This window comes from Brachybacterium endophyticum (assembly GCF_003130585.1).
GTDB lineage: Bacteria > Actinomycetota > Actinomycetes > Actinomycetales > Dermabacteraceae > Brachybacterium > Brachybacterium endophyticum.
Map to the genome: position 1 here is coordinate 184,436 of NZ_QFKX01000004.1, position 15,146 is coordinate 199,581.

The 15,146-nt window shown below is 72.4% G+C and carries 11 protein-coding genes and 1 tRNA gene; 1 reads left to right on the forward strand and 11 read right to left on the reverse strand.

The features are described from left to right. Positions 1-7 precede the first annotated feature (7 nt). Both DEO23_RS11325 and DEO23_RS11330 read right to left on the reverse strand, forming a co-directional pair. Positions 8-1,375, reverse strand: a complete 1,368-nt coding sequence (locus DEO23_RS11325) for an ABC transporter substrate-binding protein (protein ID WP_109276141.1) — start codon at positions 1,373-1,375, stop codon at positions 8-10. Between the two features lie 67 nt (positions 1,376-1,442). Then, a complete protein-coding gene (locus DEO23_RS11330) occupies positions 1,443-2,102 on the reverse strand; it encodes an ANTAR domain-containing response regulator (RefSeq protein WP_109276142.1) in 660 nt (219 codons plus the stop codon). Between the two features lie 235 nt (positions 2,103-2,337). Between DEO23_RS11330 and DEO23_RS11335 the strand changes: the two genes are divergently transcribed. Then, positions 2,338-2,420 (forward strand) — tRNA-Leu (locus tag DEO23_RS11335). Between the two features lie 85 nt (positions 2,421-2,505). On the opposite strand, the gene pyk is transcribed toward DEO23_RS11335, so the two are convergent. The 9 genes from pyk to DEO23_RS11380 form a co-directional block, all read right to left on the reverse strand. Next, positions 2,506-3,978 (reverse strand): pyruvate kinase, encoded by a 1,473-nt coding sequence (gene pyk, locus DEO23_RS11340; protein WP_109276143.1) that lies wholly within the window; start codon positions 3,976-3,978, stop codon positions 2,506-2,508. A gap of 192 nt (positions 3,979-4,170) precedes the next feature. After that, on the reverse strand, positions 4,171-5,649 hold the full coding sequence (locus tag DEO23_RS11345; RefSeq protein WP_109276144.1) for a glutamate synthase subunit beta: 1,479 nt from the start codon (positions 5,647-5,649) through the stop codon (positions 4,171-4,173). Beyond that, on the reverse strand, positions 5,642-10,210 hold the full coding sequence (gene gltB, locus DEO23_RS11350; protein ID WP_109276145.1) for a glutamate synthase large subunit: 4,569 nt from the start codon (positions 10,208-10,210) through the stop codon (positions 5,642-5,644). The genes DEO23_RS11345 and gltB overlap by 8 nt, the downstream gene beginning before the upstream one ends. Positions 10,211-10,379: 169 nt before the next feature. Beyond that, positions 10,380-11,306, reverse strand: coding sequence for a prolipoprotein diacylglyceryl transferase (gene lgt / locus DEO23_RS11355; protein ID WP_109276146.1), 927 nt, complete (start codon positions 11,304-11,306; stop codon positions 10,380-10,382). Then, a complete protein-coding gene (gene trpA, locus DEO23_RS11360) occupies positions 11,303-12,181 on the reverse strand; it encodes a tryptophan synthase subunit alpha (RefSeq protein ID WP_109276147.1) in 879 nt (292 codons plus the stop codon). The genes lgt and trpA overlap by 4 nt, the downstream gene beginning before the upstream one ends. Continuing rightward, positions 12,178-13,527, reverse strand: coding sequence for a tryptophan synthase subunit beta (gene trpB / locus DEO23_RS11365; RefSeq protein ID WP_109276148.1), 1,350 nt, complete (start codon positions 13,525-13,527; stop codon positions 12,178-12,180). The genes trpA and trpB overlap by 4 nt, the downstream gene beginning before the upstream one ends. Then, complete coding sequence (gene trpC / locus DEO23_RS11370; RefSeq protein WP_109276149.1) at positions 13,524-14,405, reverse strand: indole-3-glycerol phosphate synthase TrpC; 882 nt, start codon at positions 14,403-14,405, stop codon at positions 13,524-13,526. The genes trpB and trpC overlap by 4 nt, the downstream gene beginning before the upstream one ends. 69 nt (positions 14,406-14,474) lie before the next feature. Continuing rightward, a complete protein-coding gene (locus DEO23_RS11375; RefSeq protein ID WP_109276150.1) occupies positions 14,475-14,900 on the reverse strand; it encodes a DUF2752 domain-containing protein in 426 nt (141 codons plus the stop codon). Continuing rightward, positions 14,897-15,136 carry an HGxxPAAW family protein gene (locus DEO23_RS11380; protein WP_109276151.1) on the reverse strand — a complete coding sequence of 80 codons (240 nt, stop codon included), beginning with the start codon at positions 15,134-15,136 and terminating at the stop codon, positions 14,897-14,899. Before DEO23_RS11380 ends, DEO23_RS11375 begins: the two co-directional genes overlap by 4 nt. Positions 15,137-15,146 lie beyond the last annotated feature (10 nt).

Below are 15,146 nucleotides of genomic sequence, written 5' to 3' on the forward strand. Positions count from 1 at the left end.
TCCGCGGTCAGTCGCCGGCGAGCTCGAAGTCGGTCGCCTGGGGAGAGCCGATAGCGCCGCTCTCGGAGTAGTCGAAGCTGCGCAGCTGGCCGCTGACCAGATCCCTGTCCTCACCGAGGGCGAGGTCACCGCTGGCGCACCGGTAGGCGATCGAGGGCGTCTCCCCCACCTGCTGCTGGGAGCTCAGCTCGGTGGTGCACGCCTCGAGGCTCGTGCACTCCTCGCTGCCGGTGAGCACGCCCGGGACGGCCCCCGCGATGGTCGCCCCCTCGAGGCTCTGCGCCTGCCGCGCCGCGAGGCAGATCAGCGCCAGGCTGTCGTAGGCCTGGGTGGCCGCGGCCATCCCGGGAGGCCCCAGCTCCAGCAGCGAGGAGTCGCGGTTGAGCATCCACAGTCGGAAGGTCTCCGGGACGGGGCCACCCGCCTGCAGACCGCTCGCACCGGACAGCGCGTCCTTGGGCAGATGGTCCTGCGCATGGTCACGGACGGCGGGGCCCACGAGGCGCACCGCGATCTCGATCTCCGGGCGTCCGCGATCGTCGGCGATCTCGGTGTGCAGAGCACGCAGGAGGTCGGTGGTCTCCGCCCCACCGGTGAGGACGAGCATCGCGGGCTTCGCCTTCGCGATCGCCCTCGCCCTGCCTGCCACGTCCCCGAGCTCGCCCTCGCCGTAGGTCTTCTCCAGGACCAGCTTCGCGCCCTTGGGGCGCCCCTGGGCCACCAGCTGGTCGCGCAGGTCGTTCGAGGCCTCGTCGTCGGTGCCCAGGAAGGCGATCGTGCCGGGTTCGCCCCCGCGGTCCTTCGGGTCGGTCCCGACGGCCTCCTCGACGAGGACGGTGGCCACGGCCTCCTGGGTGGGCGCCAGGCGGAAGAGCAGTCCGGCGTCGCCGCCCTCGGCCCGCACCCGGGTGGAGCTCGAGGTCGGGGAGAGGATCACCATGCCGGTGGCCGCGATGTCCGGCAGGGCGTCGACGAGCTGGGCGTCGTCGACGGCGAGGATCAGGGCGCTCGCGCCCTCCCCGTCCGGCCCGAGCTCCTTCGCGACGGCTCCGAGGTCCTCGTCCGCGTGCTCGACCACGTGCGGATCGAACAGCTCGACGTCGCGTCCGAAGACACCGCCGTCGTAGTTGATCTCGCGGATCCCCTCCGCGACGGCGTCCTCGACCTGCCGGCGGACGTCCCCGACCGGCCCCAGGGAGGTGGTGACCAGTGCGATCCGCAGCGGGTCCTCGGGAGCGGCGTCCGTGGGCGGGCCCTCACCGGACGCCGGGTCCGTGGGCTTCGAGGGATCGTCGGTCCGACAGCCGACCAGCGTGGACGCCCCGAGGACGCTCGCGCCGAGACCGCGCACGAGGGTGCGCCGGGAAAGGCTCATCGACGTCTCCCTCGCGTCAGGGGCCGCGCCCGGCCCTCCCGGTGTCGGGCCGCGGGCCCGGCCCCGCTCAGTCCTTGCCGCGCCCGCCGAGCTGGTCGACGACGGCGTCGGCGACCTCGCGCATGGTCAGACGGCGGTCCATGGAGGTCTTCTGGATCCAGCGGAAGGCCTCGGGCTCGCTCAGGCCCATGTTCGACTGCAGCAGCCCCTTGGCGCGGTCCACGCGCTTGCGGGTCTCGAAGCGCTCGCCGAGGTCCTCGATCTCGTTCTCGAGCTCGACGATCTGCGCGTGGCGGGAGATCGCGATCTCGATGGCGGGCAGCAGGTCCGCCGCGGTGAAGGGCTTGACGACGTACGCCATGGCGCCGGCGTCGCGGGCGCGCTCGACGAGCTCGCCCTGCGAGAACGCGGTGAGCATGACGACCGGGGCCAGGTTGTCCTCGCCGATCTTCTCGGCCGCGGTGACGCCGTCGGCCTTGGGCATCTTGACGTCGAGGACCACCACGTCGGGGCGCAGCTCGCGGGTCTTCTCGACCGCGCTGACGCCGTCGCCCACCGCCGCGACGACCTCGAAGCCGGCCTCGGTCAGGGTCTCGACGATGTCCATCCGGATGAGGCTCTCGTCCTCGGCGACGACCGCGGTGCGCGTCCCCTTCACCGGGGCCTCCTCGGCAGCTGCGGCGGAGTCGAGGTCCTCGGGGACCTCTGCGGGGGTGACGTCGTTCATGGGGGTGGCGCTCGCTTCCTGTGGCTCGCTGACGGGACCTGCCCGGTCAGCGCTGATGCATGCGGGGGCGACGCGCTTCCGGACCCGTCCGGCGCGTGCCGCCCACGCGTTATCCTAGACCAGCCGCTTCGGCGGGGACGTGCGTGAGCGGTCACAGCCGGGGCTCCGGCGAGCAGCGTCACGTCATGGGCCGACGGCCCGGGGCCGGGTCCGAGGACCTGCCCCGTGACCACAGGCCGGGTTGGCGGAATGGTAGACGCGGCGCACTCAAAATGCGCTGTCCGCAAGGGCGTGCGGGTTCGAGTCCCGCACCCGGCACGCATGCAGCAGGGCCCGCACCGACCGGTCGGTGCGGGCCCTGCTGACGTGGTTCGAGCGGCTGGAGCGGCTCGAGGAGCTGGTCTCAGCTCTCGTTGGTCCCCGAGGCGATGCTGTCGGCCTCGATGCGCGCGGACTCGGCGCCGTCCAGGTCGCCGATGCGGTGCACGCGCAGCGTGTTGGTCGACCCGTGGACGCCGGGGGGCGATCCGGCCGCGACGATCACCAGGTCGTTCTTCTGCAGACCCTTGTGCTCGCGCAGCAGCTCGTCGACCACCATGACCATCTCGTCGGTGTCCTTCTGCATCGGGACCAGATGGGCCTCGATGCCCCAGGACAGCGAGAGCTGATGGCGCACGTGCTCGTAGGGGGTGAGGGCGAGCAGGGGGATGTTCGGGCGCAGACGGGCCAGGCGCCGGGCGGTGTCGCCGGACTCGGTGAAGGTCACCAGGTACTGCGCGGAGAGCTGACCGCCGATCTCCGCCGCGGCGCGGGTGATGGCGCCGCCGCGGGTGTGCGGGATGGTGCCCAGCGGCAGGATCCGGTCGGCGCCGTTCTCCTCCGTGTTGGTGACGATGCGCGCCATGGTGCGCACGGCCTCGAAGGGGTACTTGCCCACGCTGGTCTCGCCCGAGAGCATGACCGCGTCGGCGCCGTCGAGGATCGCGTTGGCGCAGTCGGAGGCCTCGGCGCGGGTGGGGCGGGGGCTCTCGATCATCGACTCGAGCACCTGCGTGGCGACGATGACCGGCTTGGCGTTGCGACGGGCGAGCTCGATCGCGCGCTTCTGCACGAGCGGGACCTGCTCGAGCGGGAGCTCGACGCCGAGGTCGCCGCGCGCGACCATGATGCCGTCGAAGGCACCCACGATCGCCCGCAGGGCGCGCACGGCCTGGGGCTTCTCGATCTTCGCGACGACCGGGACCCGGCGGCCCTCCTCCTGCATGATGCGCAGGACGTCGTCCATGTCGTGCGCGTCGCGCACGAAGGACAGCGCGACCAGGTCGCAGCCGAGGTTCAGCCCCCAGCGCAGGTCGGCGATGTCCTTCTCGCTCATCGCGGGGACGGAGACGGCGACGCCCGGCAGGTTGATGCCCTTGTGGTTCGAGACCGGTCCGGGGACCTCGACGATCGTGCGCACCTCGGTGTCGCTCACGTCGGTGACGCGCACGGAGACCTTGCCGTCGTCGATCAGCAGGACGTCGCCGGGACGGCAGTCGCCGGGCAGGCCCTTGAACGTCGTCGAGACACGCTCCTTGGTGCCCTCGACGTCCTCGGTGGTGATCGTGAACTCGTCGCCCACCTCGAGCTGGTGCGGGCCGTCCGCGAAGTTCCCGAGCCGGATCTTGGGACCCTGCAGATCGACCAGCACCGCGACGTTGCGGCCGAGATCGTCGGCCGCGCGCCGGATGTTCGCATAGACCTTCTCGTGGTCGTCGTGCGTGCCGTGGCTCAGGTTCATCCTGGCCACGTTCATCCCGGCGTCGATCAGGGTGCGGATCTGCTCATAGGAGCTCGTCGCCGGGCCCAGTGTGCAGACGATCTTGGCTTTTCGCATGTCAACCCATCTATCGGAGGTAAGTGGGGCGCGCACCCCGTCGCAGCGAGGGTGCATCCGGGCCTCGCGCTGCCACGGGTCGCACCGCTGTGATCCGTCGCTCCCAGTGTACTGTCCGCGCGAGGACGCGGGGCGCCGCGACCGACTGGCGGCGGTGCCCGTCGCCGGGCCCCGCCGCGCGGCCGTGCCGGCTCAGGCCGAGAGCGCCCGGGAGTGCGGCGGGACGGGGGTGGGCAGCGCGCTCGAGCCCATCAGGTGGGCGTCGACCGCTGCCGCGCACGAGCGGCCCTCGGCGATCGCCCACACGATGAGGCTCTGCCCGCGGGCGCAGTCACCGGCCGTGAACACGTTGTCGACGCTCGTGCGCCAGTTCTGGTCGTGGACGATGTTGCCGCGCTGATCGATCTCGAGCCCGAGCTCCTCGAGAGCGCCCTCGCGGCGCGGTCCCGTGAAGCCCATCGCGATGAGCACGAGCTGCGCGGGAAGCACCTTCTCCGTGCCCGGCGTCGGCACCCGGCGGCCGTCCTGCACGCTGGTGCGGGCGACGTGGATGCCGCTGACCGCACCGGTCTCGTCGAGCTCGAAGCCGGTCGTGGAGGCGAGGTAGCTGCGCTCCCCGCCCTCCTCGTGGGCGCCGCTGACCTCGAAGAGCACGGGATGCGTGGGCCACGGGTGGGCCTCGTCGCGCTCGGTGGGCGGCTGGTAGCCGATCGCGAGCGTCGTGACGGAGCGCGCGCCCTGGCGCAGTGCGGTCCCCAGGCAGTCCGCTCCGGTGTCGCCGCCGCCGATCACGATCACGTCCTTGCCCTCGGCGGTGATCTGCCCGGGGACCTCGTCGCCCTCGACCCGACGGTTGGCCTGCGTGAGGTAGTCCATCGCCGGATGGATGCCCTCGGACTCGCGGCCGGGGACCGGCAGCTCGCGCGGGATCTGCGATCCGGTCGCGAGGACCACGGCATCGAAGCGACGACGGAGCTCGGTGACGGAGATCGCCCCCTCCCCGCTGCCGCCGACGTCGACGCCCGTGCGGAAGCGGGTGCCCTCGGCGCGCATCTGCTCGAGCCGCCGCTCGACGTGGCGCTTCTCGAGCTTGAACTCGGGGATGCCGTAGCGCAGCAGGCCGCCGATGCGGTCGTCACGCTCGAGCACCACGACCGAGTGACCGGCGCGGGTGAGCTGCTGGGCCGCGGCGAGGCCTGCCGGGCCCGAGCCGACCACGGCGACCGAGCGGCCGGTCTGGCGCTCGGGCTCCTGGGGCGTCACCCAGCCCTCCTCGAAGGCCCGGTCGATGATCGAGACCTCGATGTTCTTGATGGTCACCGGCGGCTGGTTGATGCCCAGCACGCAGCTGGACTCGCACGGGGCGGGGCAGGCGCGCCCGGTGAACTCGGGGAAGTTGTTGGTCGCGTGCAGGCGCTCGGAGGCGTCGCGCCAGTCCTCCCGGTACACCAGCTCGTTCCACTCGGGGATCAGGTTGCCCAGGGGGCAGCCCTCGTGACAGAACGCGATGCCGCAGTCCATGCAGCGTCCCGCCTGGCGCGACACCACGCCGAGCTGGCCCTTCTCACGGACCTCGTAGACCTCGCGCCAGTCCATCAGGCGCAGGGGCACGGGCCGGCGGGCGGGGAGCTCGCGGTCGCGGGTCTTCAGGAAGCCGCGGGGATCAGCCATGGGAACCCTCCAGGATCTCGTTCCACACCTCGTGGGAATCGGGGTCGATGCCGGCCTCCTGGGCACGGTCTCTGATGTCGGTGACGCGCAGGAAGGCGCGCGGGGCGATCTCGACGATCCGCGACAGCAGGTCCTCCTCGTCGGACAGCAGCGCATCGGCGCGGTCGGAGCCGGTGCGGCGCTCGTGCTCGCGCACGGCCTCGAGCACGAACTCGCGATGCTCCTCGCGCACCGACGTGATCGAGAAGGTCGCGGCGTCAGCGGGGTTGAGGTCCTCCCGGTCGAGATCGAGGACGAACAGGGTGCCGCCGCTCATGCCCGCTCCCAGGTTTCGCCCGGTCGGTCCGAGGACGATCACGGCGCCGCCGGTCATGTACTCGGCGCCGTGGTCGCCGATGCCCTCGACGACCATCGTCGCGCCCGAGTTGCGGACGCCGAACCGCTCCCCCGCGGCGCCGGCCAGGAACAGCCTGCCGCTGGTCGCGCCGTACCCGCAGGTGTTGCCGGCGATCGTCGCCGAGGTCAGCGACGCCGGGGTGCCCCTGCCGTGGCCGATGGCGAGCACACCGCCCGAGAGCCCCTTGGCCACGTAGTCGTTCGCGTCGCCCCGCAGCTCCATGGTGATGCCGCTGGGCAGGAACGCCCCCAGCGACTGGCCGCCGGTGCCCGTGAGCTCGAGGCGGATCGTTTCCTCCGGGAGCCCCTCGGCGCGGTAGCGCTTGGTCACCTGGTGACCGAGCAGCGTCCCCACGGTGCGCTGGACGTTGCGCACCCGGTCGCGGATGACGACCGGCTCCCCGGCCTCCAGCGCCGCGGCCGCGGCCTCGATCCACGGCACGTCGGCCGCCTTGTCGAGGGAATGGTCCTGGCCGCGCTCGCGGCGGACGTGGTCGCCCTCGAAGATCTCGGGCTCGGCGAGGACCGGGGAGAGATCCAGGCCCTGCTGCTTGAAGTGACGGCGCGCGTCCTCGACGTCCAGCAGGTCGATGCGGCCCACGGCCTCGTCGATCGACCGCAGGCCGAGGGAGGCCAGGTGCTCGCGGACCTGCTCGGCGATGTACTCGAAGAAGGTCACCACGAAGTCGGCCTGGCCGGTGAAGCGAGAGCGCAGCTCGGGGTTCTGCGTCGCGACGCCGACCGGACAGGTGTCCAGGTGGCACACACGCATCATGATGCAGCCGGAGACCACCAGCGGCGCGGTCGCGAAGCCGAACTCCTCGGCGCCCAGCAGGGCCCCGATGATGACGTCGCGACCGGTCTTCATCTGCCCGTCGACCTGCACGGTGATGCGGTCGCGCAGGCCGTTCATCAGCAGCGTCTGCTGGGTCTCGGCCAGGCCGAGCTCCCAGGGCGTGCCGGCGTGCTTGAGCGAGTTCAGGGGGCTCGCGCCGGTGCCGCCGTCGTGGCCGGAGATCAGCACCACGTCGGCATGGGCCTTGGACACCCCGGCCGCCACCGTCCCGACCCCGAAGCGGGAGACCAGCTTGACGTGGATGCGGGCATCCGGGTTCGCGGACTTCGCGTCGTGGATCAGCTGCGCGAGGTCCTCGATCGAGTAGATGTCGTGATGGGGCGGCGGCGAGATCAGCCCGATGCCCGGCGTCGAGTGCCGGGTGCGCGCGATCCAGGGGTAGACCTTCTCGGGCGGCAGCTGGCCACCCTCGCCGGGCTTCGCCCCCTGCGCCACCTTGATCTGGATGTCGCGCGCGAAGGCGAGGTACTCGCTGGTCACGCCGAAGCGACCGGAGGCGATCTGCTTGATGGCGCTGTTGCGCTCGGCGTCGTGCAGGCGGTCCGGCTCCTCGCCGCCCTCCCCGGAGTTCGACATCCCGCCCAGCCGGTTCATCGCGATCGCGAGGGTCTCGTGCGCCTCCCGGGAGATCGAGCCGTAGCTCATCGCACCGGTCATGAAGCGCTTCACGATCGCCGAGACCGGCTCGACCTCGTCGATCGGGATCGGGGTGACCTCGTCGGTGCGCAGACGCATGAGACCGCGCAGGGTCTTCAGACTCGCGGACTGGTCGTCCACGAGGTCGGTGTACTGACGGAACTCCTCGTACTGGCGCGAGCGCGTGGAGTGCTGCAGGCGGAACACCGTCTCGGGGGTGAACAGGTGCGGCGGACCCTCGCGTCGCCACTGGTACTCCCCGCCCACCTCGAGGCGCCGGTGGGAGTTACGCAGGCCGTCGCGCGGGTAGGCCAGCGCATGGCGGGCGGCGTTCTCCTCGGCGATGACCTCGAGGCCGATGCCGTCGATGCGGCTGGTGGTGCCGGGGAACCAGCGCTCCACGAGCTCGCGCGAGAGGCCGACGGCCTCGAAGAGCTGGCTGCCGCGGTAGGAGGCGACCGTCGAGATCCCCATCTTCGACATGATCTTCAGGACGCCCTTGGCGAGCGACTGCAGGAGGTTCGCGACCGCCTCGTCGCTGCTCACCCCGCCGACGACGCCGCGGGTGACCATGTCCTCGGCGGTCTCCATCGCGAGGTACGGGTTCACGGCGCTCGCGCCGTAGCCGATCAGCAGGGCGAGGTGGTGGACCTCGCGCACGTCGCCCGCCTCGACCAGCAGCGCGGCGTGGGTGCGACGACCCGTGCGGATGAGGTGGTGCTGGACGGCGCTGGTCAGCAGCAGCGAAGGGATCGGCGCGAGCTCGGAGTTGGAGTCGCGGTCGGAGAGCACGAGGAAGGTCGCGCCCTCGTCGATGGCGCGCACCGCCTCCTCGCAGACCTCCACCAGACGCTCCTCGAGGGCCTGGGCACCGCCGCTGACGCGGTAGAGACCGCGCAGCTTGGCGGTGTGGAAGTCGGCGGTGGCCGGGTCCGCGTCGATCGTGAGGATGCGGGCGAGCTGCTCGTTGTCGATCACGGGCATGGGCAGCGAGAGCTGGCGGGCGTGCAGGGCGGTCGCGTCCAGGAGGTTGCGCGACTCCCCCACCGCGACGCCGAGACTGGTCACGACCGCCTCGCGGATCGAGTCCAGCGGCGGGTTCGTCACCTGGGCGAACTGCTGGGTGAAGTAGTCGAACAGCAGGCGCGGACGGTCCGAGAGCACCGCGGTGGGGGTGTCGGTCCCCATCGCGCCGATCGGCTCGGCGCCCTTGGCTGCCATCGGACCCAGCAGGATCCGCAGCTCCTCCTCGGTGTACCCGAAGGTCTGCTGCCGGCGCACGACGGAGGAGCGCGAGTGCCAGATCGGCTCGCGCTGGGGAAGGTCGGCGATGTCGACCTTCTGCTCGTTCAGCCAGCGCCGCCACGGGCGACTCGCGACGACCTCGTCCTTGACCTCCTCGGAGGTCAGCACACGACCGCCCACGAGGTCGACCGCGAACAGCTCGCCGGGAGCGACCCGGCCCTTGAGGGCCACGCGCTCGCTGTCCATCTCGATCATCCCGGCCTCGGAGCCGAGGACGACGAGCCCGTCGTCGCTGACCCAGTACCGCAGGGGGCGCAGGCCGTTGCGGTCGAGCTTCGCCCCGACCATGTCGCCGTCGGAGAAGACGAGGGCGGCGGGGCCGTCCCACGGCTCCTGGAGCATCGCGTGGTACTCGTAGAACGCGCGCAGCTCCGGGTCCATCGTGGCGTCGTTCTCCCACGGCTCCGGCACCAGCATCATCATCGCGTGGGGCACCGAGCGACCCGCCAGGTTCAGCAGCTCGAGCGCCTCGTCCAGACTCGCCGAGTCCGAGGCGCCCGGGGTGTTCACCGGCAGCAACCGGCCCAGGTCGTCCCCGAACAGCGGGGAGGCCAGGCGGCCCTCGGCCGCCCGCAGGCGGTTGCGGTTGCCCACCACCGTGTTGATCTCGCCGTTGTGCGCGAGCATCCGGAACGGGTGGGCCAGCGGCCAGGCCGGGAAGGTGTTGGTCGAGAAGCGCGAGTGCACGATCGCGACGGTCGTCTCCAGGCGCTCGTCGCCGAGATCGGGGTAGAACTCCTCGAGCTGGATCGTCGTGAGCATGCCCTTGTAGACGATGGTGCGGCTCGACAGGCTCGCGAAGTAGACGCCGGTGGTGTGCTCGGCGCGGCGACGCACGGCGAAGGCGGCCCGCTCGAGCTCCAGACCCGTGCGCTCACGGCCCTCGTCCTCCAGGAGGACCTGCGCGAAGTGGGGCTGGACGGCGCGGGCGCTGGGGCCCACCAGGGAGTCGACCACGGGCACGTCGCGCCATCCGAGCACCCGCAGGCCCTCCTCGGCGGCGATCCGCTCGATGCGCTCGACGTCGAGGGCGCGCTCCTGGGCGTCCTGGGGCAGGAAGGCCTGGCCCACGGCGTAGGCACCGGGCGCGGGGAGGTCGATGCCGGCCTCGGCGGCGACCTCGGAGAGGAAGCGGTGCGGCACCTGGAGCAGGATCCCGGCGCCGTCGCCCGTGGTCTCCTCTGCGCCCACGGCGCCGCGGTGGTCGAGATTCTCCAGGGCCCGCAGGGCGTGGTCGACGATGTCGTGACCGGGCTGGCGTCGCGTGGTCGCGACCATGGCCACGCCGCAGGCGTCGTGCTCGTCATCGGGGCTGTACAGACCGGTGGCAGCGGGCTGCGCGGAGAAGCGCGAACGCAGGGGGATCATGGGCGTTCCTTCCGGGGGCCGGTGCGATGGACCGTGGCAAGGTTCCGGGAAGGCGCGGAGCCGTCCTGGCCCCGATTGCCGTCGGGACACCTTACTGCCTGCGTCCGCTGTGCGACCCCGCGGGCGTCATATGGTGAGACGCGCAGGCACGGTGTGCCGCGCTCCGGGGTCATTCCTCCCGGGAGCGACGGCGGCCGTGGGCGGACGGCGACCCCGCGGCCCTGGCCGCTGCCGGCACATCCGCGGCGGGCAGCGTCCAGGAGCCGTCGGCCGCACGCACCTCTCCCCCGCGACGGCGGCGTCGCCGGGTGAGCACCACCAGCATCACGATCGCGAGCACGAGCACGAGGATCGCGAGCACCGTGTGGATGCGCAGCGGACCGATCATCATCACCGGTTCGGTGCGCATCGCGTCGACCCAGGCGCGCCCGGCCGAGTAGATCGCGGCGTACAGCCAGAACACGCGGCCCCCGCCCAGGTCGAAGCGGCGCGCGAGGGCGAGCAGCACGAGCACGCCCACCAGGTTCCACAGCAGCTCGTAGAGGAAGGTCGGATGGTACGTGCCCGGTTCGCAGCCGGGGATGGTCCCGCCGTTCTGGAGGCAGCTGATGTCCAGCCCCCACGGCAGCGTCGTGGGCGGCCCGAAGAGCTCCTGGTTGAACCAGTTGCCCAGACGGCCGATGGCCTGGGCCACCATCAGGGTGGGCGCGATCGTGTCGGCCAGCGCCGCGAAGGAGACGCCCTTGCGGCGTGCCATGAACCAGACGGCCAGTGCACCGCCGGCCACGGCCCCGTAGATCGCCAGGCCGCCCTCCCAGATCCTCAGCACGCTCAGCAGGTCCCCGTCCGGCCCGAAGTAGGGCTCCGGCGACGAGAGCACGTGCCAGATCCGGGCTCCGACGATGCCGGCGACCACGGCGGCGAAGACGATGTCGAACATGTCCTCCGCGGCGCCGCCGCGGGCCTCCCAGCGGCGGGTGGCCCACCACAGGGCGATACCGATGCCGGCGAGGATGCACAGCGCGTAGAAGTGGATCGTCAGCGGACCGAGGTGCAGGGCGGAGACGGTGGGGCTGGGGATGTCGGCGAGGATCACGGGCGCATCCCGTGCGCAGCGCTGTCGGAGGCGGGCAGGGACGTCCGTGACCTCTCGACCCCCGCGCGCAGGTCGCGGGCGGTGCGGGCCAGGGTGCTCAGGGACTCGTCCCCGGCCTCGAAGTCGGTCTTCAGCGCCTTGACGAAGGCCGAGCCGACGATCACACCGTCCGCGTACGCGCCGACCTCGGCGGCCTGGTCCCCGGTGGAGACCCCGAGGCCGACGCAGACGTTGCGGGCCCCCGCGGCGCGGGTGCGCTCCACCAGCCCCGCCGTGGTCCCGCTGACCGATGCCCGGGTCCCGGTCACGCCCATCGTGCTGGCGGCGTAGACGAACCCGGAGGCGTGGCGCACCACGTGCTCGAGACGCTCGCGCGGCGAGCTGGGGGCGACCAGGAACACGCGGTCCAGCCCCTCCCGCTCGCTCGAGGCGATCCACTCCTCGGCCTCGTCGGGGATCAGGTCGGGGGTGATCAGACCGGCACCGCCGGCGTCTGCGAGACGCCTCGCGAAGGAATCGACCCCCTGGGCGAGCACCGGGTTCCAGTAGGTCATCACCAGCACCGCGGCACCGCTGCCCCGCAGCGCGTCGACGGCCTCGAGCACGTGGTGGGTGCGCGTGCCGGCCGCCAGGGCGGCGGTCGCCGCCTCCTGGATGACGGGCCCGTCCATCACCGGATCGGAGTACGGCAGGCCGAGCTCGAGGATGTCCACGCCGTTGTCGACCAGGGTGCGCGCGGCGGCCACGAACCGCTCCTGGTCGGGGTATCCCACGGGCAGGTAGCCGACGAGGGCGGCGCGGCCCTCCGCGCGGGCGCGCTCGAGGGCGTCGCCCGCGCGCAGACGGGATCCTGCGGTGTCGTGGGCGGCGCTCATCGTGCGTCCTTCCGGTCGGTGGCGTCCGCTGCGGTGCTGGCCGGGCCGCTGCCATCGGGTGCGGCATCGGCGGTGGAACGGGCCAGCTCCCGCAGGGCGTCGAGATCGCCGCGAGGTGTGGTGTCCTCCAGCAGTCCGAACCAGGTCGAGGCGGTGTCCACGTCCTTGTCACCGCGCCCGGAGAGGCTGACGAGAATGGTGGCGTCCTCCCCCAGCTCCTTGCCCAGGGCGAGGGCCCCGGCCACGGCGTGGGCGGACTCGAGGGCGGGCATGATCCCCTCGGTCATCGACAGCAGCGCGAAGGCCTCCATCGCCGCGGTGTCGTCGACGGCGCGGTACTCGGCCCGTCCGATCGCGGAGAGCCAGGCGTGCTCGGGGCCGACGCTCGGGTAGTCCAGCCCCGCGCTCACGGAGTGCGACGGGATGGTCTGGCCGTCCTCGTCCTGCATCACGAAGCTGCGGGCACCGTGCAGCACGCCCGGGGTCCCGCCGCCGATGGTGGCGCTGTGGCGGCCGGTGTCGACGCCGTCGCCGCCGGCCTCGCAGCCGATCAGCCGCACGTCCTCGTCGTCCAGGAAGGCATGGAAGATGCCCATGGCGTTCGAGCCGCCGCCGACGCATGCGACGACCGCGTCGGGCAGGCCGCCGACACGCTCGAGGACCTGCTCACGGGCTTCCTCGCCGATCACGCGATGGAAGTCGCGGACCATCACCGGGAACGGGTGGGGGCCGGCGACGGTGCCGAGCAGGTAGTGCGTGGTCTCGACGTTGGTCACCCAGTCGCGGAACGCCTCGTTGATCGCGTCCTTGAGGGTGCGCGAGCCGTGGGTGACGGGGACGACCTCGGCGCCCAGCAGGCGCATGCGCGCGACGTTCAGGGCCTGGCGCTCGGTGTCCTCCTCCCCCATGTAGATCGTGCAGTCCAGCCCGAACAGGGCGGCCGCGGTCGCCGTGGCGACCCCGTGCTGCCCGGCGCCGGTCTCGGCGATCACGCGGGTCTTGCCCATGCGCTTGGTCAGCAGGGCCTGGCCCAGGACGTTGTTGATCTTGTGGCTACCGGTGTGGTTGAGGTCCTCCCGCTTGAGCAGGATCCGGGCTCCGCCGGCCAGGCGGGAGAACCGCGGGGCCTCGCTCAGCAGGGAGGGGCGGCCGGTGTACTCACGGCTCAGGCGCTGCAGCTCGTCGGTGAACTCGGGGTCGACGATGGCCTTCTCGAAGGCCTCGCGGATCTCGTCGAGCGCGGGGACCAGGGCCTCGGGCAGGAACCGCCCGCCGAAGTCGCCGAAGTACGGACCGGCCTCGCTGCGCAGCGGGGTCCCGGGCCGCGGGAACAGACCTTCGCTCATGCGTCTCCACCTTCCTGCGGGCCCTGGGTGGGCTCGGTGCTGCTCGCTGTACGTGTCGCGTCCGCGCCGTCCCGGCCCCGGCGGGCTACGGCCCGGAAGTCCTGCACGCTGCGCCGCGGGTCCGCGCCGGTGACCAGCGCCTCGCCCACCAGCACCGCATCGGCGCCGGCCCGGGCGTAGGCCTCGACGTCGGCGATCGAGGCGACGGCCGACTCGCCGACGGCGAGCACCTCCGCCGGGACCCGGCCCAGCAGCTCCGTCGCCCGGTCGAGGTGGACGTCGAGGGTGGTGAGGTCACGGGCGTTGACGCCCACGAGCTCGGGGTCCAGGGCCAGGGCCCGCTCGAGCTCGGGCCCGGTGTGCACCTCCACGAGCGCGTGCATGCCGAGCTCGCGGGTGAGGGCGTGCAGATCGCGCAGCTGGGCGTCGTCGAGGGCGGCCACGATCAGCAGCACCATGTCGGCGCCGTGGGCGCGGGCCTCGAGCACCTGGTACTCCTCGACGGTGAAGTCCTTGCGGAGCACCGGCACGTCGACGCTGCCGCGCACGGCGTCGAGGTCCACGAGCGACCCGCCGAAGCGGCGGGCCTCGGTGAGCACGCTGATGGCGCTGGTCCCGGCCTCCGCATAGATGCGGGCGAGCGCGGCGGGGTCGGCGATCTCGGCGAGGTCGCCCTTGGAGGGGCTGCGGCGCTTGACCTCCGCGATCAGACCCAGCGTGGTGCCGTCGCCCGCGAGGGCGGAACGGGCGTCCCGCGCGGGCGCGGTCTGGGAGGCGAGGCGCTCGAGGGCGGGGCGAGGGAGCTCTTCGCGACGCACCTCGAGGTCCTCGCGGACTCCCTCGATGATGCTGTCGAGGACGGTTCCTGTCGTTCTCACGGACCCTCCTGTGGGAGACGGAAGCGGATCGGACGATGGGCGGGGCCGCGTGCGGCACCGCCCCGGGGCTCACGCCCCGATGAACGAGGGCGCGGCGAGGAATTCCAGACCGGGCAGGTTGCGGGCGATCGAGTAGGCCAGGACCAGCGCGCCGAGGGCGATCATCAGGGTGTTCGAGGGCCGCAGCGGGGCGCTGCGGCCCCGCACCCGGGCGTGGCCCCAGCGCACGAACAGCGCGAGGGCGACGGGCAGGGCGATCACGATCATCGCGTTCGATCGCAGCGCGAGCACGGGATCTCCCGCCAGCAGGGCGTGGACGGCGCGCGTGGCCCCGCAGCCGGGGCAGTCCAGCCCGGTCAGCAGATGGAAGGGACACAGCGGCACGTCCTGCGTGAAGGGGTCGAAGACCGCCTGCAGGCCGATCGCCGCGGCGCCGGCGGCCGCGAGCAGGGCGAGCGGCAGGACCGCGCCCCTCGCGCCCGCCGGTGCGTTCACCGTGCCTGGGCCCGGCGGCTCTTCTGGCCGAAGCCGGCGATCCGCAGCACGAGGCTCACGATCAGGGCGAGCACGATCACGATCGCACCGCCGATGATGATCGGCACGTCCACCAGGACGAGGCCGAGGGCCGCGACGATCGACCCGAGGACGACCCCCACCGTGCAGACCCAGGCGGCGACGGTGTTGCCCTCGTTCTCCGGGGGCGGCGGCGGGACGGCGTGCAGGCTGGGCATGGAGACCTCT

Excerpts from the sequence above, each read along its gene's own strand:
- DEO23_RS11325 (WP_109276141.1), bottom strand. The coding sequence starts at position 1,375 with ATGAGCCTTTCCCGGCGCACCCTCGTGCGCGGTCTCGGCGCGAGCGTC.
- DEO23_RS11330 (WP_109276142.1), bottom strand. The coding sequence starts at position 2,102 with ATGAACGACGTCACCCCCGCAGAGGTCCCCGAGGACCTCGACTCCGCC.
- pyk (WP_109276143.1), bottom strand. The coding sequence starts at position 3,978 with ATGCGAAAAGCCAAGATCGTCTGCACACTGGGCCCGGCGACGAGCTCC.
- DEO23_RS11345 (WP_109276144.1), bottom strand. The coding sequence starts at position 5,649 with ATGGCTGATCCCCGCGGCTTCCTGAAGACCCGCGACCGCGAGCTCCCC.
- gltB (WP_109276145.1), bottom strand. The coding sequence starts at position 10,210 with ATGATCCCCCTGCGTTCGCGCTTCTCCGCGCAGCCCGCTGCCACCGGT.
- trpA (WP_109276147.1), bottom strand. The coding sequence starts at position 12,181 with ATGAGCGCCGCCCACGACACCGCAGGATCCCGTCTGCGCGCGGGCGAC.
- trpB (WP_109276148.1), bottom strand. The coding sequence starts at position 13,527 with ATGAGCGAAGGTCTGTTCCCGCGGCCCGGGACCCCGCTGCGCAGCGAG.
- DEO23_RS11380 (WP_109276151.1), bottom strand. The coding sequence starts at position 15,136 with ATGCCCAGCCTGCACGCCGTCCCGCCGCCGCCCCCGGAGAACGAGGGC.